General features: G+C 68.4%; 22 protein-coding genes and 1 pseudogene. 8 read left to right on the top strand and 15 right to left on the bottom strand.

The features are described from left to right. Positions 1 to 33: 33 nt before the first annotated feature. From ASC59_RS09860 to ASC59_RS09855, 3 genes are all read left to right on the top strand, one after another. The gene (locus tag ASC59_RS09860) at positions 34 to 540 is read left to right on the top strand and encodes a MarR family winged helix-turn-helix transcriptional regulator (protein WP_055821522.1); all 507 of its coding nucleotides are present in this window, start codon (positions 34 to 36) and stop codon (positions 538 to 540) included. A gap of 120 nt (positions 541 to 660) precedes the next feature. Beyond that, the gene (locus ASC59_RS17505; RefSeq protein ID WP_200942358.1) at positions 661 to 825 is read left to right on the top strand and encodes a hypothetical protein; all 165 of its coding nucleotides are present in this window, start codon (positions 661 to 663) and stop codon (positions 823 to 825) included. Positions 826 to 879: 54 nt separating this feature from the next. Beyond that, positions 880 to 1,134, top strand: coding sequence for a DUF6458 family protein (locus ASC59_RS09855; RefSeq protein ID WP_055821519.1), 255 nt, complete (start codon positions 880 to 882; stop codon positions 1,132 to 1,134). Positions 1,135 to 1,224: 90 nt separating this feature from the next. Here the strand turns inward: ASC59_RS09855 and ASC59_RS09850 are convergent, their stop codons facing one another. Beyond that, positions 1,225 to 2,028 carry a DUF1206 domain-containing protein gene (locus tag ASC59_RS09850; RefSeq protein ID WP_235492649.1) on the bottom strand — a complete coding sequence of 268 codons (804 nt, stop codon included), beginning with the start codon at positions 2,026 to 2,028 and terminating at the stop codon, positions 1,225 to 1,227. Between the two features lie 70 nt (positions 2,029 to 2,098). Continuing rightward, positions 2,099 to 3,820: a hypothetical protein gene (locus ASC59_RS17500; protein WP_055821517.1), complete on the bottom strand. Its 1,722-nt coding sequence runs from the start codon at positions 3,818 to 3,820 to the stop codon at positions 2,099 to 2,101. A 334-nt stretch (positions 3,821 to 4,154) separates the two neighbouring features. Between ASC59_RS17500 and ASC59_RS09840 the strand changes: the two genes are divergently transcribed. Beyond that, positions 4,155 to 4,358, top strand: a complete 204-nt coding sequence (locus tag ASC59_RS09840) for a cold-shock protein (protein ID WP_055821513.1) — start codon at positions 4,155 to 4,157, stop codon at positions 4,356 to 4,358. Positions 4,359 to 4,453: 95 nt separating this feature from the next. Here the strand turns inward: ASC59_RS09840 and ASC59_RS09835 are convergent, their stop codons facing one another. Both ASC59_RS09835 and ASC59_RS09830 read right to left on the bottom strand, forming a co-directional pair. Beyond that, positions 4,454 to 5,176: a glutamine amidotransferase gene (locus tag ASC59_RS09835; protein WP_055821509.1), complete on the bottom strand. Its 723-nt coding sequence runs from the start codon at positions 5,174 to 5,176 to the stop codon at positions 4,454 to 4,456. A 4-nt stretch (positions 5,177 to 5,180) separates the two neighbouring features. Continuing rightward, positions 5,181 to 5,882: a LysR substrate-binding domain-containing protein gene (locus ASC59_RS09830; protein WP_055821506.1), complete on the bottom strand. Its 702-nt coding sequence runs from the start codon at positions 5,880 to 5,882 to the stop codon at positions 5,181 to 5,183. Positions 5,883 to 6,078: 196 nt separating this feature from the next. Here ASC59_RS09830 and ASC59_RS09825 point away from each other — a divergent pair, with 196 nt between their 5' ends. Next, on the top strand, positions 6,079 to 6,459 hold the full coding sequence (locus ASC59_RS09825; RefSeq protein WP_055823145.1) for a DUF5997 family protein: 381 nt from the start codon (positions 6,079 to 6,081) through the stop codon (positions 6,457 to 6,459). A gap of 107 nt (positions 6,460 to 6,566) precedes the next feature. Here the strand turns inward: ASC59_RS09825 and ASC59_RS09820 are convergent, their stop codons facing one another. Next, on the bottom strand, positions 6,567 to 7,229 hold the full coding sequence (locus tag ASC59_RS09820; RefSeq protein ID WP_055823143.1) for an alpha/beta hydrolase: 663 nt from the start codon (positions 7,227 to 7,229) through the stop codon (positions 6,567 to 6,569). 121 nt (positions 7,230 to 7,350) lie between these two features. Between ASC59_RS09820 and ASC59_RS09815 the strand changes: the two genes are divergently transcribed. Then, entirely contained in the window at positions 7,351 to 7,890 is a 540-nt protein-coding gene (locus tag ASC59_RS09815; RefSeq protein ID WP_055821504.1) for an NUDIX hydrolase family protein, read from the top strand. A 43-nt stretch (positions 7,891 to 7,933) separates the two neighbouring features. On the opposite strand, the gene ASC59_RS09810 is transcribed toward ASC59_RS09815, so the two are convergent. The 5 genes from ASC59_RS09810 to ASC59_RS09790 form a co-directional block, all read right to left on the bottom strand. Continuing rightward, complete coding sequence (locus tag ASC59_RS09810) at positions 7,934 to 9,190, bottom strand: hypothetical protein (protein WP_157487978.1); 1,257 nt, start codon at positions 9,188 to 9,190, stop codon at positions 7,934 to 7,936. A gap of 148 nt (positions 9,191 to 9,338) precedes the next feature. Then, the gene (locus ASC59_RS09805; protein ID WP_055821495.1) at positions 9,339 to 10,277 is read right to left on the bottom strand and encodes a nucleoside hydrolase; all 939 of its coding nucleotides are present in this window, start codon (positions 10,275 to 10,277) and stop codon (positions 9,339 to 9,341) included. Continuing rightward, on the bottom strand, positions 10,278 to 10,769 hold the full coding sequence (locus ASC59_RS09800) for a GNAT family N-acetyltransferase (protein WP_055821491.1): 492 nt from the start codon (positions 10,767 to 10,769) through the stop codon (positions 10,278 to 10,280). A 118-nt stretch (positions 10,770 to 10,887) separates the two neighbouring features. Beyond that, positions 10,888 to 12,423, bottom strand: coding sequence for a DEAD/DEAH box helicase (locus ASC59_RS09795; protein ID WP_055821488.1), 1,536 nt, complete (start codon positions 12,421 to 12,423; stop codon positions 10,888 to 10,890). A 484-nt stretch (positions 12,424 to 12,907) separates the two neighbouring features. After that, complete coding sequence (locus tag ASC59_RS09790) at positions 12,908 to 13,537, bottom strand: DUF1684 domain-containing protein (RefSeq protein WP_055821485.1); 630 nt, start codon at positions 13,535 to 13,537, stop codon at positions 12,908 to 12,910. A gap of 60 nt (positions 13,538 to 13,597) precedes the next feature. Here ASC59_RS09790 and ASC59_RS09785 point away from each other — a divergent pair, with 60 nt between their 5' ends. Next, positions 13,598 to 14,050, top strand: a complete 453-nt coding sequence (locus tag ASC59_RS09785) for an EVE domain-containing protein (protein WP_235492648.1) — start codon at positions 13,598 to 13,600, stop codon at positions 14,048 to 14,050. A gap of 4 nt (positions 14,051 to 14,054) precedes the next feature. Here ASC59_RS09785 and ASC59_RS09780 read toward each other — a convergent pair whose 3' ends face one another. Further along, positions 14,055 to 14,564: a hypothetical protein gene (locus ASC59_RS09780; protein WP_055821482.1), complete on the bottom strand. Its 510-nt coding sequence runs from the start codon at positions 14,562 to 14,564 to the stop codon at positions 14,055 to 14,057. Between the two features lie 65 nt (positions 14,565 to 14,629). On the opposite strand from ASC59_RS09780, the gene ASC59_RS09775 reads away from it, so the two are divergent. Continuing rightward, positions 14,630 to 15,223 (top strand): hypothetical protein, encoded by a 594-nt coding sequence (locus ASC59_RS09775; protein ID WP_157487977.1) that lies wholly within the window; start codon positions 14,630 to 14,632, stop codon positions 15,221 to 15,223. Here the strand turns inward: ASC59_RS09775 and ASC59_RS17640 are convergent. The 4 genes and pseudogenes from ASC59_RS17640 to ASC59_RS09760 all read right to left on the bottom strand — a co-directional run bounded on the left by ASC59_RS17640 (position 15,211) and on the right by ASC59_RS09760 (position 17,630). Beyond that, entirely contained in the window at positions 15,211 to 15,360 is a 150-nt protein-coding gene (locus ASC59_RS17640; RefSeq protein ID WP_235492647.1) for a CGNR zinc finger domain-containing protein, read from the bottom strand. The genes ASC59_RS09775 and ASC59_RS17640 overlap by 13 nt on opposite strands. A 64-nt stretch (positions 15,361 to 15,424) precedes the next feature. Then, positions 15,425 to 15,829, bottom strand: a pseudogene (locus tag ASC59_RS17005) (ABATE domain-containing protein); the annotation flags it as partial. A 95-nt stretch (positions 15,830 to 15,924) separates the two neighbouring features. Continuing rightward, complete coding sequence (locus ASC59_RS09765; protein ID WP_055821473.1) at positions 15,925 to 16,422, bottom strand: SprT-like domain-containing protein; 498 nt, start codon at positions 16,420 to 16,422, stop codon at positions 15,925 to 15,927. A 50-nt stretch (positions 16,423 to 16,472) separates the two neighbouring features. Next, entirely contained in the window at positions 16,473 to 17,630 is a 1,158-nt protein-coding gene (locus tag ASC59_RS09760) for a PQQ-dependent sugar dehydrogenase (protein WP_055821470.1), read from the bottom strand. Positions 17,631 to 17,665 lie beyond the last annotated feature (35 nt).

Here is a 17,665-nt window from a genome sequence, read left to right as displayed (position 1 = left end):
GAGAATCTAACGAGTATGCGTTTCAGTTGACGAGTGACGACTTCCGACGATTCAGCTCGACCGAGCGTCGAGTCTGCTCAGAACGAAGCACCCAGCGTCCTCGAGGCGCTTCAGGTCTACCGGGCCGCCGAGGCCGCCATGCGGCGACGCACCGGTGCGGCGATGGGCTTGGGGGAGAGCGACATCCTCGCCCTCCGCTTCGTGCTCGACAATCACGCAGCCGGTCGCGTGACGGCACCGAAGGACATCACCCAATACCTCGGGATCTCGAGTGCGTCGACCAGTGTTCTGCTGACCAGGCTCGAACGCGGCGGATTCGTCGAGCGGCGTCCGAGCTCAGTCGATCGGCGGTCCATCGAGGTCGTTCCGACGCCGGCGGCCGAGGGGGACACCGGCCCGATGCTCGCCGTCGCGAATGCGCAGATGGCCGACGCGACGCAGGAACTCACTCCCGAGGAGGCCGTGGTGGTGACGAGCTTCCTGGCACGGATGCGGGAGACGGTCGATCGCATCGGGCACAGACGCAAGGACTCGTCCTAAGCACGTCTTCCCTGCGTTTGTCAACGCATTGCTAGACAAATGAACTAGCGGTCATGATGTGAGATCACGACGGGGTCGGTACGACGCCGTCCTCCACCACCACTGAATGGATCGACCACCATGAACCTCCTCGTCATCATCATCGCGATCATCGCCGTGATCCTGCTCCTCACGGGCGGATTCGTCTCGTCCCTCAACTTCCTCCTCTGGGTGGGCATCGTCCTCCTGGTCATCGCTGCCATCGTCTTCCTGCTGCGCTTCATCGGCGGAAACCGTCGCGTCTGAGCCCGCTGCGAAACTCGCACGCCTCAGACAGCACTCGACAGTAAGGAACAACACATGAGTCTCGGATCAGGCATCGTCCTCTTCGTCATCGGCGCGATCCTCGCGTTCGCCCTCAACATCGAGGTCGACTGGGTCGACCTCCACCTCATCGGCTACATCCTCATGATCGCCGGCGTCGTGGGGATCATCCTCGGCATCGTCCTCATCACGCGCCGTCGCAGCTCGGTCTCCACGACCCGCTCGGCTGTGGACCCCGCCAGCGGCGAGAGCATCACCAAGCGCACATCGGAGAGCGACCCTCTCGTCTGAGCCGGTCTCGTCTGAGTGAACAGAAGCCGACGTCCCCACGCCTGAAGCGTGGGGACGTCGGCTTCTCACATACCCGGGGTCGAGAGGGCGTCAGAGCTTGGCGTACCGCGCCCGGAAGAACAGGTACACCGCGTAGAAGATGAGCCCGATGCCCGCTGCGATGAGCACGGCGACACCGAACGGCAACTGCACGAGCGACTTGAGGGCACCGTCGAGTCCCGTCGCCTTGCTCGAGTCATGGGTCACGGCGGCGACGCCGAACAGCACGCCGACGATGCCCAGCGCGATTCCCTTGGAGATGTAGCCGACCCGACCGACGATCATGGTGACCTTACCGAGCGTGCCGCCCGGCGGCACGATGTCCTCGGTGAACTTGGCGGCGACGCCCTTGAAGACGAAGTAACCTCCGATTCCGACGACGATCAGTCCGATCAGGAGGATCAGGAAGACGCCGCCGGGTGCGGCCAGAACCTTGGCGCTGAACTGCTGGTTCGACTGCGAACTGCTCGAGCTGCCGCCCAGGGCGAAGGTCAACGCGGTACCGGCGAGGGCGAGGTAGACGACGCCCTTCCCCAGTTCCTTCACGACGTGAACCGCGCGCTTGGTGTTCTTGTCGGCCGGCGGCAGCACCGCGGCGACGACCTGCCATGCGCCGAGGGCAGCGAAGCCCAGCACCATGAACCAGAGGAGGAACACCCCGCCCGGGGCACTGGAGACCTGCTGCAGCGCTCCTGACTGGTCGGCCTCGCCGCCGTTGCCGACGGCCACGCCGATGGCGAGCAGGCCGATGAGCAGGTGGAGCACGCCGTTCACGACGAACCCCAGCCGTGCCAGCATCTTCAGGGCGGAGGAGTCCTTCGCGGAGCGGGCCGCGTTCTTGGCTGTCGAGGTCACGGGCTCACTGTATACACAGCAAGGCGGATGCCGCTGATCGCGGCACCCGCCTTGACAAGCGCTCCAACTGCTACTTGAGCACCTTGTACTGGTACTCCACCCTGAAGCGGTTGATCACCTGGTCGGTGTACTCGTTGATCCCGACCTGCACCTCGATCTCCGCCGGGTTGCCGCTCATGCCGAGCCACCCGAGGCTCCGAACTCCCTTGGCGGTGCTCCCGATCTTGAAGCTGTCGCCGAAGCCGTAGGCCCATTCGCCGGAACCCTGGAGGGAGGCGATGTCCGCCGTGATGCGCACCTGAGGAGTCCAGTAGACCCTGCTGGCGCGAACAGCGGACGGCACACCGACGCTACCTCCGCTGATGATCGAGTAGCCGTTGGGGTTGTAGTAGCTGTCGTATCCGACGCATCGCACGGCTTCGAACTTGTTGTACTCGCAGAATCCGCTGTCGGAGGAGTCGTACCTCCAGTACGACGGGATGACTGTGTTGGCTGTGACCCACTTGCTGGTGATCGTGGTCACGAGCTTCTTCGCCGACACCTTCACCGTCGTGCTCGCCGACTTGGTCGCGCCCTGCGGGCCCTTCTCGGAGACCGTGATCGTATAGGTGCCCGGCACGACCTTCTTGTTGTTGAGGCCGTTCCAGGTGAACTTGGTCGTCGACGACTTCGTCAGGTTCCAGCTCGTGATCGTCTTGCCGTTCAGCGTGACCTTGACGGTTCCGGTGACGGCGAGCGTTCCCGTCGGAGAGGCCTGCGCGTTGGTCGTGATCGACACGGTGTCCTTGTAGCCGTCCTTCGCCGGGTACACGGTGGAGAGGGATTTCGCGACAGCGACCGACGTGATCTGGGTCGACGAGAAGGTCGCCTTCACCGATGAGCTGACCTTCGCCGCACCGGCCGGACCCCTGACTGACGCGTACAGGCTGCCCGAGCCGAGCGGAAGTCCGGCGACGGAGACCGTCGTCTTCGCGGTTCCCGTGGTCTTGGTGATCGCCACGATCTTCTTCGTCGTCCCCGAGAGGGCGACGACCGATCCCGTGATCGGGAGCGCAGTACCGGTCTCGTCCTTCGCGGAGACGCTTCCGACGAACGAGTCGTACCGGCCGTCCTTGTACGGGTAGAAGGTCTTCGCTGACGCGGAGAACGCCACGGTCTTCGCGATTCCGGAGCCGACGGTGAGCACCGGCCCTCCCGTGGATGCTGCGACGGGCTCTGTCGCGGTCCGGGCGACGACCAGGTATCGGCCGGCGGGCATGGCAGACGCCGGAATGGCCACCTCCGCACCGAAACCGACGGTCTCCTCGGTCAGCGCCAGTTCCTGCGTGATGGCGGGGAACACCTGACTCGTCGTGGTGTCGACGACGTCGACGACGACAGACGTCGCCACGTCGGACGCGATGTGCACGAGGCCGAAGTCCTTGTATCCGTCGTCGAACGGCAGGGTCAGCACCGATGACCCGATCGTCGTGACGGCCAGCACCGGCGCCGAAGCTGGCTCCTCGGTGGGTTCGTCGGTCGGAGCCGGCGTCGGCGTCGGTTCCACGGTCGGTTCCGGCGTCGGCTCTGCGGTCGGTTCCGGAGTCGGCTCGGTGGTCGGTTCGTCCGTCGGCGTCGGATCAGGCGACTCGGTCGGCGCGGGAGTCGGGTCCAGCTGCTGCTCCGTGGGGACGGGCGCGGGCTCGTCGCCATCGACCGCGAAGGCGGGGGAGGCGATGGAACCGAGCAGGAGTGCTCCGGTGACGAGCAGGCTCGCGGGCGCGAGTGCGTGCAATCGACGACGTGCTGACATGGATCCCCCTGGAAAGACCGCTCCCCATCGTTCGCGTGGGAGCTCCGTGATGGGTCCAGAGATGGCTGAGATGCACGTTACAGAGGTGCGCTCCTGGGCGGTCGCCCCAGTCCGGGGGCGAGCGACGAGAAGGGTGCCGGAAGCGAAATGCGTAACGAATTGACCCGATCTCAAACTCGTACAGCCGCATACCATGCAAATGCGATAGATTGATCGAAGTTGTTGTGTTGCGCATTTCTTGTGACCCAAGTCGCGAGCGTGAAAGCGAACTGTGGACACTATGACTTTGAACCCCGAAAGGCGGGGTTCACTGAAGAAGAATGCGAGAAAGACTGTGGCAACTGGCACCGTCAAATGGTTCAACGCGGAAAAGGGCTTTGGTTTCATTGCTCCTGACGACGGCTCTGCCGACGTCTTCGCCCACTACTCGGCCATCGCGTCGAGCGGGTTCCGCTCCCTCGAGGAGAACCAGCGGGTTGAGTTCGAGACGGCACGTGGCCCCAAGGGTCTGCAGGCGGAGAACATCCGTCCCGTGTAATTACGAGACTTCGTAACGAACCCCCTTCGGCCTTCGGGTCGGAGGGGGTTCTTCGTTGTGCCGGCCCGGATGGGCGGTCGGCGGGGAGCGCCTCGTCAGCCGTTGAGCTCGACGAAGGCCTTCAACAGACGTCTGGGAACCGAGACGGATGTGGCTGCCAGGCGCGCCTGCACCACATGCAACTCGTGGGCGTCGAAGTAGCCGTGATGCTGGTAGATGCCGGCGCGGGCTGCGAGGTCGTCGGCCGTGACCTCGGGGTGGAACTGCACGGCGTAGAGACTGCTGCCGAGCCTGAAGGCCTGGACCGGACACTCCGGCGAACCGGCCAGCAGTACTGCACCGGTCGGGAGGGTGTTCACAGCCTCCTTGTGCGCCACGAGGGCGTCGAAGGTTCGGGGCAGCGTGCCCAGCAGCGGGTCGGCGGCGCCCTCAGCGGTGAGGGTCACAGGAACCGCCGACGTCGGTTCTCCGTGCTCGCGTCCGACGGATCCGCCGTAGGCCTGGGCGACCACTCCGATTCCGTAGCAGGTGAACAGCACCGGAAGCCCCTGGTCGACGGATGCCGCGGCCACGGTCCTCAGGTCGGCCTCGGCGCGGCGCTGGGCCGGGCTCTTCACGGCATCGGTCACGCTGAACGGGCTCCCGCCGACGATCACCCCGGACACACCGTCGAGCGCGTCGTCGAGCGGCACGTCAGCGAGCAGGTGCTGGGAGAGGGCGGATGACGGCAGGCCCGTCGCGGCGAGCATGGAGCCGTACTCGTCGCGCGCGGCATCGAGCTCTGGCCTGATCGTGATCAGGAGGAATCGGGCAGTCATCGGGCTAGCTCCGACGCTTCTTCCCGCGGGAGTTACGCGCTGCCGCCACGCGGATCTCGGCGGCGGTGCGCTGCTTCTTGGCCGGCTGGGCTGCCTTCTTCTTCGCCTTGGCGGCCTTGGCCTTCGCTTCGGCGGCCTTCTTGGCCTCGGCGGCCTGCTCGGCGCTGGAGCCGCGCGAGCTGTTGGACGTCCGTCCGCGCACGATGCCGATGAACTCCTCCACATCGCCTGTCGTGGCAGCCGTCGGCCAGACCAGAGCGATGTGCGTGACGGGGGCATCCGTCACCGTGCGCGAGATGACGTCCTTGCGGGCGTAGAGCCTCGCGATCGAGTGCGGAACCACGACGATACCGACCCCGGCGGCGACGAGTTCCATCACCATGTCGCCGTCCATGGTCCCGATGTCGGCGACGCGCTTCTCGTCGGCGATATCGGCGAGCACCAGTTCGTCGGCGGCCGCGATGGCGTGGTCCTTGGGGGCCACGGCGACCGCCACCTCCTCGTAGAGGCGGATGACGCTGAGGCCGGCGTCGTCGTCGAGGGGAAGGCGGGCGATGGCCAGGTCTGCGCGCTGATCGCGGAGCACAGCCGTCTGTTCGGCCTGCTCGGTGCGGAACGCCTCCAGCGGATCGCGGGGGCGGCGGTCGTTCCAGGCACGCAGCCACTTGGTGGGCGTGACTCCGGCGACGAAGGCCAGCTTCAGCATGCGAGCGCCTTCCGTTCCGCCGAGGGCGGATGCCCCTCCGCCGGTCTCAGGCTATACGCTGGGCACTGTGAGTACCGCACCCGAGACCCCGCAAGACCAGCCGTCCGAGACCGCACCGGAATCGGAGACTGAAGCGGCGGCCCCGCAGTACGAGTTCCCCGAGGCCAAGCCGAAGCGCCCGAAGAAGACGCAGACCATGAAGCCGGAGACCGCCGCCAAGAAGCTCGGCATCCTGCTGGCTGCCGCTCCGCCCGAGTTCACCTCCGTCGAGATCTCCCGAGAGCAGTTGGACGAGTGGGCGGCGAACCCTCCGGCTTGGCTCGAGGAACTGCGCAAGAACGGACCGCACCCCCGCCCGGTCATGGCCGGCAAGCTCGGCGTCTCGACCTCCGGCCTCGCCCGTGCCGGCATCACCGAGGCTCTCACCACGGCCGAGATCAGCGCCCTGCTGAAGCAGCCGCCGGCCTGGCTGGTCGCCGAGCGGGCGACCCAGGCAGAGGTGCGTGCCGAGCAGGTACGGGTCAAGGAGCGCGACGCCGAGCGTGCTGCCCGCCGCGCGGCGGATTCCTCCCGCTAGACCTCGCTCCGCGATCGCGCCCTCGTATCTGGAAAGCGAGGACTTTCGGGCTGCTCGGTTCGACTTCGAACCGCTCGGGCCTGTTCCCGTGCGAACTTCCTCGCTTTTCAGACGTAGCGTGCGCGGAGGAAGGTCGTCAGGTCGCCCAGTTCCGCTTCGGACACGGAGTGCCCCAGCCCCTCGTAGATCCGCTCCGTGAGCGTCGAATGGGTGGGCAGCCACGCCTGAGTGCGGTCGATGCGGTCGCTCGCGATCACGGCGTCGGCTGTTCCCCGCCCCCAGAACACCGGTGGCGCCGCCTCGGCGAGGGCGGAATCGTTGGCGTTCGGCAGATCGGCCACGAAGCCCGCGAGCACCGCCGCGTAGGCAAACGCCTCCGGTCGAGCACGAAGCAACTCCAGCGCCATGGCGCCGCCCTGCGAGAAGCCGAGCAGACCGACGGATGACGGCGTGACCTCGAGCCCGTCGATCCAGTCGAGCAGGGCATCCGTCGCGGCGCTGATGTCGGCGGGCGTTGACGTGAATCCCGTCGGAGAGTCGTGGAGCGGGAACCACGCGTTGCCCGGGCCCATGGCGATCGGCGCCCGCACCGACGCGAGCACGGGCTCGAGCGGCAGATACGGAGCGAGTCCGAAGAGATCGCCCTCGTGCGAGCCGTAGCCGTGCAACAGCACGAGCAGTGGGCGACCGGCGCGGTCCGCCGCGCTCGCCGACCAGAGCACCGCCCGATCATCGACCTGCAGGGAGCCTTCGGCTGATTCTTCTGTCATCTGGGTGCCCGTCGTCCGGTCGAAGCTGAACATGCATCGACGACCTCAATCCTTCCATTGCCATGGGCGGTTCCGGCCCCGTCGCGAGCCACGTGCAGGCAGCGGTGCCAGAATGGCTGGCATGAGCGTGCGCACCCCCGACCCCAATCCCGGCTGGCTGACGGATGTGGAGCTCGCCGAGACGCGACGTCGCCTCCCGCTTCTCTACGTCGAGGCCGTGCCCGTCCGCGTGGACGGGATGGGACAGGTCACCGAGGTGGGCGCCCTGCTGCGTGCCAACTCGGTCGGAGAGATCACACGCACCCTCGTGACCGGCCGGGTCATGTACGGCGAGACGCTGCGCGACGCGCTGTTCAGGCACCTCGAGAAGGATCTCGGCCCCATGGCCTTCCCGCAGCTTCCCGTCAGCCCGGTGCCGTTCACGGTCGCCGAGTACTTCCCGCTGCCCGGGATCACCGCCTTCACGGATGAACGCCAGCACGCCGTCTCGCTGGCCTATGTCGTTCCGGTCACCGGCACCTGCGATCCCCGCCAGGACGCGCTCGAGATCACGTGGATGACGCCCGCAGAGGCTGCGTCCGATGCCATCGTGTCCGAGATGGAGGGCGGACGAGGGGTGCTGCTCCGTCAGGCGCTCGCGTCCGTCGGAGCGCTGCGCTGACTCGCCGAGCCGACCCGCAGCGTCGGCCGGGTGCAGCCGGCTTCTAGGACCTGGACTCGGGCCGCAGGCACTTCAGCACGCTGAAAAGCCCCAGTCCGGCGAAGAGCACGGCCACGGCGAGGTTGATGGCGTAGGTCCTCCACAGCTCGGAGGACCCGATGGTGGCCAGGAACTCCGACCAGAATTCGCTCGATGTCGCTGCGGCGAGAGGGGCGATACCGGTCGTCGAGATGATGTCCGAGGCGACGGCGCCGAAGAACGCCAACGCGAGTGTCGCGAGGATCACCGAGATGAGCGCCCAGAGCGCACCTGTCGTCACGCGGGCGTGCGAGCCGAGCCTGTAGAGCCCGACGGCGCCCCAGGAGATTCCGAAGGCGATGACGGATGTGATGAAGCCGTAGTTCCAGAGCAGCACCCAGGCCGCGATGCCGACCGGGATGATCAGCAGCGACAGCAGGACGCCGCGCGCGACTCGTCCGCGCTTGCGGCGCGAGGAGGTCGACGGCTCTGCATCCGATGCGGGAACACCGACGGCCTCGGCCGGCTCGGAGGACTCGTCACTGGCTGCATCGGTCTGAGCGGCTGTGGTATTCTCCTCGACAGCGATCGCCGTCTCGGGCTCCGCCGCGGCCATCGGGGCCGGGGAAGCGACGGGCGCGAGACCGAAGAAGACCGGTGATGCCGTGCTGGACACGGCGGGAACCGGCGCGGGAAGAGCAGCCGACTCGGGCGCGGGCCCGTCGAGAACGGCCGTGGCGACGGGGGGCGCGAAGGAGCTGAGAGCCGCCGGCTGTGCGGCGTCGATGGAGGGAGCGGCTGATGCGCTGAGAGGAGCGGATGGGGCTTCCCAGGGCGGCGGGGCCCACGCGGAGGTCGCCGGCTGCTCGGTCTCCGTGGAATCGCCCGGGTCGACGGATGTCGCCGGCTGCGGCTCGGGCTGCTGCTCCTGTTCCGCCGCGAAGGAGTTGGAGTCGGAGTCGACGAGGACGTGGACGGGATCCGCCGGGGCGTCGGGCATGGTGTCGCTGTCATCGACATCATCGACGATCTCGGCGTCGATGATGTCGGCGCCGGTCGCTGGTGCGGGTGCCGCTGGTGGGGCGGCCTCCGCGGCGGGAGCCGGTTCGGCAGCCGGTGCGGGAGCAGGGTCGGGAAGCAGGGCGGGTTCGGAGAGGAGAGCGGGCTCTGCCGAGGCTGCTGGTGCCACGGAAGCCGTAGATGCTGCACTCGGCGCATCGACGGGGACATCGGGATTCGCGTGCCGGCCGCGGGGGCGCACAGCGGGGAGCAGGTCACTCACGTCGGACTCCTTCTGTCGGTCTCGCGTCGACGATGGCGCGGCGGCCGTGTCCGCCGCGGCCATGCTCCCATGAACTCAGGGGGTGGGGGCAGGGCGCGACACGCGAAACGTCCCCGTTCGGGGGGTGCTTTCGGCGCTTCTGCGGCGCCTACGGTGCGACAGTCGCGAGGAAGAGCCGAATCATCCGGTCGGCGTCCACCGAGAGGGCGACCTCGACATGGACGGTCGCGGCCGCCAGACCGTGCAGGAGATCCTCGCCTGATGCCTCGCGGCGGTCCACGACGGTCTGGCCTCGGGAGTGGCCGGCCAGTTCGACCCGGACGGGACGGATCTGAGTGCCGACGGCACCCGGATCGACGATCGCGCACACAGCGCCTGCGTCGCCGATGAGCCCCGAGTAGTCCCCGGCGGCCTTCACCCGGTTGCCCAGCAACTCGCCCACCACCCGGCCGCCGACGTCTTTCCGCGCGGCGAGGGCGAGGGCCGTGTCGAAGGGCACCGAGACGTGATTGAAGACGTCGAGGCCGTACATGTAGCACGGCACTCCGGAGTCGAGCACGATGGCTGCGGCTTCCGGATCATGCCAGACGTTGAACTCGGCGACCGACGTCGCGTTTCCGATGCTGGCAGAACCGCCCATGAACACGATGCGCTCGATGTGGGGCACCACCTCGGGGTGGGTGCGCAGCAGCAGGGCGAGGTTGGTCTGCGGTGCGAGTGCGACCAGCGTCAGCGGCTCGGCGCTCTCGAGGAGCAGGCGTCGCATCAGGGCGACGGCACCATCGGGGTGCGGCTGGCGGACGGATGCCGGGAGTTCGACGCCGCCGAGGCCGTCGGCGCCGTGCACCTCTGTCGCCGAGCGAGCGGCCTCGATCAGCGGACGCCGGGCACCGGCCGCCACGGGGATGTCGGGCGCTCGGGCGGCGTCGAGGATGCTCAGGGTGTTCGCCACGACCTGATCGAGGCCGGCATTGCCGGCCACGCAGGTGATGCCGCGCACGTCGATGTCGGGGTGGGCGACAGCGAACAGGATGGCGAGGGCGTCATCGACTCCGGTGTCGACGTCGAGGATGACGGAGGTTCTCATCTAGCGGACGAGCCGGATCTCGTGGATGATCTCGCCGAGGAAGGGCTCGTCGTGCGAAGCGCCGTCGGCGACGAAGCCATTGCGCTCGTAGAAGTGGATGGCGTGGGTGTTCGCCTCCGGCACCCACAGATAGGCGGGTCCCTCGGGGATGACGGCATCGAACAGTCGCTGGCCGATACCGTGACCGTGCCAGGCGTCGAGGAGGTGGATGAAGAAGAGCTCGCGCTCCCGTGGGGCGTCTTCGTCGCGTGCCGGACCCGAGCCGGCGAAGCCGACGATCTCGTGATCGACGAGGGCCGCGACGTGGGTGTACGACTCGCCCTGGTTCATCCAGTGCGTCCACAGTTCGGCCATGCGCCGCGGCGACAGGTTCTCGAGCACGGCGGTGCTCACGAGGGTGTCGTAATCCTCGTGCCAGCAGGTCGCGTGAACTCGCCCCAGCATCTCGGCGTCGACGTCGCGGACGGGGCGAACAACTACTTCGGTGCTCATGGAACGAGACTAGAGCGGGCTTCCGTCAACGCGAAATCGACCCGACCGGCGCTCGCCGACGACGCATGAACGCGCGGCCCCTCCGCAAGGAGGGACCGCGCGTTCGACGAGAGAAGGACTAGCCCTGGGCGCGACGCGGGCCGCGGCCCTGCGACGAGGAGGACCGCACGACACTGCCGACGGTCAGCCCGCCGGAGCGGCCGGAGCCGGAGCGCCCGGTGCCGCCCGAGCGAGCGGAGCCGCCGGTGGCGGCGCCGGAGCGCGAACGTCCCTGACCCTGCTCGGATGAACGCGAGCGGCCGGCGCCCTGCTCAGTGGGGCGACCGGAGCGGTCACGACGCGGGCGAGCCGCGGCATCCGTACCACCGGTGCGCTCGTCGCGGTTCGCGCGCTTGCGCTGGGCGTTGGCGCCCTGCGAGCGGCCGCCACCGCCCTGCTGCTGGGCGGCTGCGCGAGGAGCCGGCTTGACGTAGGCGGCGACCTCGCCGACGAGGGCGGAGACCGCGGCCGACTCGTGCGTGACCTGCTGCGGCTTCACCTGGATGGCGGCCTTGCGCATGAGCTGCTCGACATCGCGCTTCTGGCCGGGGGTGATGACGGTGACGACGTCGCCCTCGCTGCCGGCGCGAGCCGTGCGACCCGAGCGGTGCAGGTACGCCTTGTGCTCCATGGGAGGGTCGACGTGCACGACCAGCTCGACGTTGTCGACGTGCACGCCGCGCGCCGCGACATCCGTCGCCACGAGAACCCGGGCCGAGCCCTCGGAGAAGGCGGCGAGGTTGCGGTCGCGCTGCGGCTGCGACAGGTTGCCGTGCAGATCGACCGAGGGGATGCCCGAGTCGGTGAGCTGCTTGGCCAGCTTCTTGGCGTGGTGCTTGGTGCGCATGAACAGGATGCGACGACCGGTGCCGCTGGCGAGGGTCTCGACGAGGCGCTTCTTCGCATCGAGGTCGCTCACCTCGAAGACGTGGTGGGTCATCGCTGCGACGGGGGAGTTGGCCTCGTCGACGGAGTGCAGGATCTCGTTGTGCAGGTAGCGCTTGACGAGCTTGTCCACGCCGTTGTCGAGAGTCGCGGAGAACAGCATCCGCTGTCCGCTCTGGGGCGTCTTGTCCATGATGCGGGTCACCACGGGGAGGAAGCCGAGGTCGGCCATGTGATCGGCCTCGTCGAGCACGGTGATCTCGATGGCGTCGAGGGAGACGAAGCCCTGCTTCATCAGGTCCTCGAGGCGGCCGGGGCAGGCCACGACGATGTCGACGCCGGCGTTGAGGGCGTCGACCTGCCGCTTCTGGTTGATTCCGCCGTAGATGGTGGTGCTCTTCAGCCCGTAGGCGTCGGCCAGCGGCTCGATGACGGCGGTGATCTGGGTGGCGAGCTCACGCGTCGGTGCGAGCACGAGAGCGAGCGGGCGCCCTGCGCGACGACGGCCGCCGGCGAGTTCGCCGCCGAGGCGGGCGACGAGGGGGAGGGAGAACGCGAGGGTCTTGCCCGATCCGGTCTTCCCACGGCCGAGCACGTCGCGGCCCTTCAGGGTGTCGGGGAGGGTGTCCACCTGGATGGGGAAGGCGGTCGCCTTCTCCTGCTTGGCGAGCACTGCGACGAGCGGTGCGGGAACGCCGAGCGAGGCGAACGTGGTGGTGTTGTCAGTCAAGGGGTGTGCCTTTCAGGCTGCTCTGAACGCGAACCATCGCATCGAAAGCGACGGCGCTTCGTTCAGAAGTGTGGCGAAGGTGCCAGTGGGCACATCCGTTCGCCGTATGAATTGTCGATCGCTGGATGCAGCGGGGCGGAGAGGCCCGGCGCGCATCGCAAAGAAAGCGTTCTACGACGCAGGGAACGCATCAATACGTTCGCAAGTGGTTCCACTCTAGCGGATGTGTGCTGACGACGTGCTGAGAGCCGAAACAGTGCATCAGGCGGCGGAAAGAGGCGAGGATCGCTCACGATCGCGGAATTACAGTGATGGCGCGCCGGAATTCAGCGTTCTCCCCGGCGCGTCGAATCGCATTTGTGGTTCGCGGGCTTCGATTCATGGCAGCATCTAACTGCGCTCATCACCCTATTGCCGGGTGTAGCGGGGGCTCCCCTGTCCGTTCGGGTCGGACCAGGGTGAGCCCCATTTTTCTGCCCTCCACCTAGCGAGCGGAGTGCTCGCCGACGGGTATCGGCGTCGTGACGGTGTTGCCGGGCTGGGCGAGCGGGCATTCCCAGGACGGGTCGTAGGCGCACGACGGGTTGTAGGCGAAGTTGAAGTCGAGGACGAGGGCGTCGTCATCGGCTCCCGGGCCGAGGTCTGCACCCTTGATGGTGTCCAGAAGATAGCGCCCACCCCCGTAGGTGCCGCCCGGCTGGCCCGCGAGGCCATCGCGCACGGGCAGGAACAATCCGCCCCCGTAGCCGGTGTGCCGCCAGACGTCGAGCGTTCCGATGTAGGCCAGCCGCACGGTGCCGACCAGGGCGAAGGTGACGACGCCGTCGGTGCCGGTCTCGACCGAGAGCCGGTGCGGTTCCTCGGCGCGGTGCACCTCGAGCTCGAATCGCCAGTCGGGGTCGTACGGGGCGATCGGGAGTCCGGTGAAGGCCGAGCGGTCGTCGGGGAGCAACGGCGATGCCGGGTGCCCGGCGAAGAGCTCGTCGCGTCCCGACCGCCACAGCTCGTGCCCGGCGGCGGGATCATGCCCGCTCAACTGCCGAACACCGGCGTAGAGACCGAAGACGCGACGACGCCAATCGGTCACCTGCAGAGCACCCAGAGTCGACCCCATGCCGCCACGCTAACCCTCGACGTGCCGGGAGTGTCGGATGCGTGCACCAGAATCGGAGTCGTGGCGATCAGATTCTGGCTCGGAGTGGTGCAGCGCGATCACGTGCTGCACGGTGTCGCGCAGGGGATCGCCCAGTTCAATCACGGGTCCAAGGCGGCGGTGTCGCGCCTCAGGGAGGCGGATGGACTCATCTACTACTCGCCTCGCGTGAGCTTTCCCGACGGTGATCCACTCCGGGAGTTCACGGCCATCGGGCGAGTCGCCGACGACAGCGTCTATCAGGCGACGGACGGGCATGCGGTCACGGGAGGCGACACGTTCCGGCCGTGGCGCAGGCGAATCGACTACGACCGCGAGGCGCAGGCCGTCCCGATCCGTCCGCTGCTGGGCGCCCTCGAGTTCACGACGGCGTCGCCCAACTGGGGCTACCAGCTCCGGCGCGGTCTCATCGAGCTGAGTCGCCACGACTTCGACGTGATCAGGGCGCAGATGCGCGCGCCCTCCTACCGCTGACGGTTCAGCGCACCGTCTCCGCATCCACGCCGATGTCGTAGGCCCAGGTCGGGGCCAGCTGGCGCAGCCGAACCCCGCGCCACTGCCAGAACAGCCACGTCGGGTACCAGGCCAGGGCGGTCACCGGGCCGGCGCTGAACTCGAGGCGGTCCCTGTAGAGCGTGCCACCCGAGCCGGCGGGGTCTGGAGAGATCGCCATTCGATGATTCCATGCGGTGATGCCGGCCATCACGCCGCTGCGCCCGCCCCCGCCGTCCTTCAGCATCCGCACGCCGTCGGGCAGCCCTCCGGGGAAGCTCAGGTCGATGACCTCCTCCCCGACCGAGACCGCGCCGAGGGCCAGGGCGTCGACCCTGTGGGGTCCGGCGGGCCACACTGTCGGGAAGCCGCCCTCCTCGAGCGAGTCGAAGCCCAGCCAGGGCGCCGCGACCTCGCGGAGAACGGCCGGACTCCTGATGGCGCGCCACGCCGCATCCGGGTCGCAGTCCAGCACGAGCTTCAGCATGACCTTCATGGCCGCAAGCGTAGGCCGCCGTCATGCGACATGCGAGGCCTTGCGCGGTTGCCTACGATGGCGGGGTGACCGACGCCAGCCCTCATCCCCACGCCCAGTCCAAGTACCAGGTGCGGTTCGACTGGGGCCGATCCGGGGCCGTCCGCATCGGAACCGATGCCGACATCGTCGTGTGGGTCGACGTACTGGGTGGTGCAGACGATGGCGCGCCGACCGCCTTGTTCGCCGAGCTGCCGCAGGCCGAGTTCGTCGAGGGCGGGCTGACGGATGCGGCGGTCGTGGCCGCTCGCGTCCTCGACCTGCAGGTGCGACTCGGTCGCCGTGTGCTGATCGGTGTCGTGGCGGCTGGAGCACCGGACCGCGGAGACGGGCAGGCCGACGACGCCTCCGATGCCCTCCGCTTCACCGTGGAGGATCTGCTCGGCGCCGGGGCCGTGATCGACGCTCTCGCCTCGGTCGGACTGGACTACTGCTCCCCGGAGGCGGCGGCCGCCTGTGCTGCCTTCACGGGGCTGCGCGGAGCCGTCGCGCACCTGGCCACGGCATCCGCTGGAGCACAGGAACTTCTGGCGGCCGGCGTCGCAGCCGCCGAGATCAGGCGAACGGCGACGCTCGGATCCTCGGAGGAACTGCGCGTGCTGCGGCTCTACCCGGCCTGAGCCGCTCGGAACTTGCGTACCTTCGCCCGATTGCCGCACCGCTGCATCGAGCACCACCGGCGGGTACCGGCACGGGACGTGTCGACGTACCAGGGCGCAGTCCTCGGCGGCGCACTCGCGGACGCGCCCGACGGCATCGGCGGAGAAGACGGCGACGGCATCACGAGCGAGAGTGGCGAACGCCTGGTTGGTGCTGGTGGTCTGACGGCCGGCACGGCGGGATCCGCCCTCGAGCGCCGGCGGGATGTCGGGGGTCGCGGCGAACAGGTTGACGGCATCGACGTCGCGCGGCTCGAACGCCTCGCCTCGGCTGGCTTGCACAGCCAGGCGGCCGACGGCGTCTCGCAGCATCATCCCGTCGGTGAGGTGACGCGGATGGACGATGCCGTCGCTCTCCGGGAAGCGCCCCAGGATCCAGGCGGCCAGGTCGTCGGGGGAGTGCAACTGCTCCCACTCCGGATGCCCGAAGCCGAGGTCGCCCGTATAGGCGAAGTCGAGGGAGAGCGCCCCGGAATCGAACCACCACGGCTTGCCGTCGCGGGTCGTGAACCACTGCCCCGTGGGAAGACCGGGTGATGCTGGGGTCGGCGGTGGGGTCGATGGCACGAAACCACGGTAGTCGGTTACGGGCCCTGCTTCGATCGGTCACCATGGGGAAGGAGCCCCGCGCGGTCTGCCGCCGGAGGCCAGTCGACCGAACGCTACTCCGCAGCGGCCGCGGCAGCCCGCCGTCGTGCTGCGGCGCTGATGTCGCGTCGAGACCAACTGATCACGTGGGCCTGGTTGAACCCCCGCGAGCACAGTCCGCACGACAGTTGACGCGCAGGCTGCCGATAGCGGAAGTGCGCGTGACCGGCCGGGCAGACTCCCACCCAGGGTGCGAGTTCGTGGGCGATCTCGCCGTCGTGGGTTCGACGGCCCTCGTAGCCCAGGTCGCGGGCGATGGAGAGCCATCGGGCCCCATGCGCGGCGCGTGCACCGGCGATGGCGTGGGCCACCTCGTGCAGCAGGACCTGGTGGATCTCGTCGTCGTCGTAGCGTGCGGCCAGGTAGCGGGAGACCGTGATGCGCTTCTCCGTGAAGTTGCAGAGGCCGGCCCGCTTCTTGGCGTTGTCGAAGCCGAAAGACCACACTGCGGGGTCGAGGTGCAGAGCGATGAGCGCGTTCGCCCACACCTTCACCCGTTCGAGTTCGGCCATGGGATGAGGATAAACCCGCCGAGCGACACGATCGCAGCGGTGTCCACAGCTCAGGCGGCTGGGCCCAGGCTCACCTGGAACAACCGATCGTCTCCGTCTCGGGGGTCGCCACGCCCATCGGTGTTGTTCGTGATGAACCACAGCGTTCCGTCCGCTCCGGGCACGACGTCGCGGATGCGGCCGTAGACGCCCTCGAAGGCGGCCTCCGGCGCGCGACCGGCGTCGGGCCACACGGTCCACAGGCGCTCGCCGCGGAGGGCGGCCAGGAAGAGCGTGTCGCTGACGATCGCGAGACCGCTCGGGCTGGCATCCGTCGTCGCCCACTGCTGCACGGGATCGACGAAGGCCGGGTCGCCCGCTGCTCCCTCGACGACAGGCCAGCCGTAGTTCGATCCGGGGGTGATGAGGTTGAGCTCGTCCCAGGTGTTCTGGCCGAACTCGCTGGCCCACATCCGTTCCTGCGAGTCCCAGGCGATCCCCTGCGGATTGCGGTGGCCGAGGCTCCACACGAGGGTGCTGAAGGGGTTGCCGTCGGGTACTCCGCCGGTCGGAGTCATCCGCAGGATCTTGCCGTTCAGTGATGCCGGGTCCTGCGATCGCGCGCCGTCACCGGCATCGCCGGCCGTGGCGTAGAGCATGCCGTCCGGCCCGAAGGCGATGCGGCCGCCGTCGTGGTTGCCGGCCTTCGCGATGCCGTCGAGCACGGGCTCAGGGGTACCCAGGCCGAGCGACCCCGGGGCGCCGGAGAGCGGCATCCGTACGATCCGATTGTCGTCCGCGGCGGTGAAGTACGCGTAGATCCAGACGGATGCGGAGTCCTCGAGCGCGGCCAGGCCGAGGAGTCCGCCCTCGCCGTTCGGCACGACGCCGTCGACCTGACCGATGACCCGGGTGCTGCCGTCGGCGAGCAGCTCGAGCACGCTGGCGGTGTCCCGCTCGCTGATCAGCGTCGCGCCGTTCGCGAGCCTGAGGATCGACCACGGTGCGTTCAGCCCTGAGGCGAGCTCGACGGGATCGCCGGTCACCTGGACAGGCTGCAGCACGGGGTTCGGCGTCGAGGTGCCCGTCGGACGCGGCGGTGCCGACGACGCGGGCGGTGACGGGCTGGGAGCGCGCGACGGTCCGCCGCCGGTGCTGCACGCCGCGAGGGCCGCTATCAGGGACACGGTCGTGGCAAAAGCGGCTGCCGCCTGGTGCATTCGTGTCATATCGCTGCCTCCCCCTCCAGTCTGCGGGTCGCGCC

The organism is Leifsonia sp. Root1293, assembly GCF_001425325.1.
Classification (GTDB): Bacteria; Actinomycetota; Actinomycetes; order Actinomycetales; family Microbacteriaceae; genus Orlajensenia.
This window is presented reverse-complemented; position numbering and strand designations above follow the sequence as displayed.